Genomic DNA, 2,775 nt, shown 5'->3' with positions numbered 1-2,775 from the left:
GCCGTCCCCGCCGGGGGCGGGCTCACCGGCGTCCACGCCCCGGCCCCGGTGGCGCCGGTGCTACTGTCGGACCATCAAACGGGGAGCTGTCCCCGTTTCATCGAAGGGGCGGGACGATGGCGGACACGGCTCTGGTGCTCGGCGGCGGCGGGACACTGGGCGGCGCGTGGGAGATCGGCGTCCTCGCCGGACTGGCGGAGGCCGGGGCCGACCCGACCGGAACCGACACCGTGATCGGCACCTCGGCGGGTGCGGTCCTCGGCGCCCGGCTCACCGCCGGCGCGCACCCCGTGCAGCTCCTCGCGGGCGAGCTCGCCGGCACCCCCGCGGTGGCCGTCCGGGTGACGGCCGCTCAGACCGCGCGCTTCCTCTGGGCCGCCCTGGCCGCCCGCGATCCGGAGCGGTCCGTGCGGCGTCTCGGCCGGGCGGCGCTGGCCGCCCGTACGGTGCCCGAGTCGGAGGTCCTCGCGGCGATCACCACCCTGCTCGACGGCGTCCACGACTGGCCCGACCGCGACCTGCGGCTCGCCTCGGTGGAGGCGGCCACCGGCCGGCTGGCGGTCTTCGACGCGTCCTCGGGGGTGCCGCTGCCGCAGGCGGTGGCCGCCAGCTGCGCCGTACCGGTGCTGTGGCCGCCGGTGTCGGTGGCGGGACGGCGCTGGATGGACGGCGGCACCCGGTCGACCACCAACGTCCACCTGGCACGCGGCCACCGCCGGGTCCTCGCGCTCTCCCCCGTGCCCCGGGCGGTCGGACCGCACCCGCACGCCGAGGCGCAGGGCGCCGAACTCGCCGCGGAGGGCGCCGAGGTCCTCGTGCTCACGCCGGACGCCGACGCCCGCCGCGCCATCGGCCGCAATCTGCTCGACGCCTCGCGCCGGGCGGCCGTGGCCGAGGCCGGCCGCCGGCAGGGGGCGGCCCGGGCCGGTGCGGTGGCCGCCCTGTTGAACCGCTGAGGCCGCGGCATCGAAGGTCCGGAGCGGCCGGGGCTCAGAGCTGCAGGAGGGTTCGGCGCAGCACGGGGGTTCAGAGCGGGGGGCGGCCGGCCCGCAGCAGGAGCAGGGCGATGTCGTCGGTGTGGCGTCCGGAGGGCCAACCGACCTGCACCAGACCGTCGATGAGGGTGTCGAGGCCGTCGGCGCGATGGGCCGCCAGGTGGTCGGCGAGGGCGGCGGTGATCCGCGAGGGATCGGCTCCGGGCACCTCCACCAGGCCGTCGGTGTAGAGGGCGAGCAGGGTGCCGTCCGGCAGCGGCAGCGTGGTGAGCGGGTAGTCGGCGGACACGTCGACGCCCAGCAGCGGTCCCGGCTCCAGGTCCAGCACGTGGGCGCGGCCGCCGCGGCGGAGCAGCAGCGGCGGCGGGTGGCCGGCGGAGGCGATGGTGACCTGTCGGCGGACGAGGTCGAGGTGGGCGTACAGGCAGGAGACCAGGAGGTCGGGGTCGAGGTCGGCCAGCAGGCGGTTGGTGCGGGTGAGGACCTGGTCGGGGCCGGCGCCGGCGGCCGCGTGGGCCTGCACCGCGGTGCGGACCTGGCCCATCAGGGCGGCCGCGGCGACGTTGTGTCCCTCGACGTCGCCGATGACGGCGGCGGCGGTGCGCTCGTCGAGCCGGATGAGGTCGTAGAAGTCGCCGCCGATGTCCTGCCCGAGGCTGGCGGGCAGGTAGCGGGCGGCGAAGTCCAGCCCTTCGATCCGGGGCAGCGTGCGGGGCAGCAGTGCGGCCTGCAGGCCGTGCGCGAGGTCGTGCTTGGCGTCGTACAGGCGGGCGCGGTCCAGCGCCTGGGCGATCAGGCCGCCGAGCGAGGTCAGGACGGCGCGCTCGTCGGCGGTGAAGGCGTGCGGGCGGTCGTAGGAGACCACGCAGACCCCGACGGGCCTGCCGGAGACGATCAGCGGGAGGACGGCCCAGGCCTGCTTGCCGGTGATCTGCGGCGCCTCCGGATAGTTCCGGGCCATCTCCTGCGGGCTGGCGAAGAAGGAGGGCGTGCCGTCGGTGAGTGCCCGCCCGACCGGGCTGAACCCGGTGTCGAGCGGCAGGCCGTCCAGCCGTTCGACGGCCTCGGCGGAGTAGCCCCGGTGGCCGATGATCCGCAGCCGTCCCGCGTCGGCGGCGGAGAGGATCAGGGCCTGGGCGCCGAACGCCGGCAGGATCTGGTCGGCGACCATGCCGACCAGGTCGCGCACCCCGACGGCCTCGGTCAGGGCGGCGGTCAGGTGCATGAGTTGCTGGAGCCGTCCGATCGAGTTCGCGGACGGTACGGCGGCCCGGCCGGGCGTCCCGCCCGAGGGCTCGTCGGAGGGTGCGTCGGAAGACTCGTCCGCGGGTGCTCGCGCAGGCTCGCCGGCAGGCGTCGGCGCGGGCCCGGCGGTCGGCTGCCGGGTGCTCGGGGTGATCCGGACGCTGATGCCGCCCGGGTCCGGGTAGAGCTGGAACTCCAGTGCGTGGCCGGGCGGGCGCAGCGCGGTGAAGCGGGTGGGTTCGCGGCTGATCACCGCCGTGCGGTAGCGCTCCTCCAGCACGGGGTCGTCGAGCCAGGGCAGGACGTTCCAGGGCAGCGCGCCGATCAGGTCGTCGGCGGGGCGTCCGAGCAGCCGGGCGGCGGTGGAGGTGAGGAAGGTGATCCGGCCCTCCAGGTCGAGGGCGAGCGCGCCCTCGGGGAGCCGCTCGGCGTAGTCGGCGGCGGCCCTGCCGTCCCGCTCCCGGCGCGGGTGGACGAGCTCGTCCGGAACGATCCACGGCTGTTCGGGGAGGTCGGGCGGGCCACCGGCGGCGTC

At 76.7% G+C, this 2,775-nt stretch carries 2 protein-coding genes; one reads left to right on the top strand and one right to left on the bottom strand.

What is annotated here, in order from left to right; all coding sequences use genetic code 11:
* Positions 1-116 precede the first annotated feature (116 nt).
* Positions 117-956 (top strand): patatin-like phospholipase family protein, encoded by an 840-nt coding sequence (locus tag ABZ641_RS31960; protein ID WP_344626984.1) that lies wholly within the window; start codon positions 117-119, stop codon positions 954-956.
* Between the two features lie 70 nt (positions 957-1,026).
* On the opposite strand, the gene ABZ641_RS31955 is transcribed toward ABZ641_RS31960, so the two are convergent.
* Positions 1,027-2,775: SpoIIE family protein phosphatase (locus tag ABZ641_RS31955; RefSeq protein ID WP_359987479.1), on the bottom strand; the 1,749-nt coding region annotated here is incomplete at its 5' end.

The organism is Kitasatospora sp. NPDC007106, from assembly GCF_040634455.1.
GTDB classification, from domain to species: domain Bacteria; phylum Actinomycetota; class Actinomycetes; order Streptomycetales; family Streptomycetaceae; genus Kitasatospora; species Kitasatospora arboriphila.
The sequence above is the reverse complement of the archived record's forward strand: the minus strand, read 5'-3'. Positions and strand labels throughout refer to the sequence as shown.

Coding starts and splice junctions, on each gene's coding strand:
- ABZ641_RS31960 (WP_344626984.1), top strand. CDS start 117: ATGGCGGACACGGCTCTGGTGCTCGGCGGCGGCGGGACACTGGGCGGC.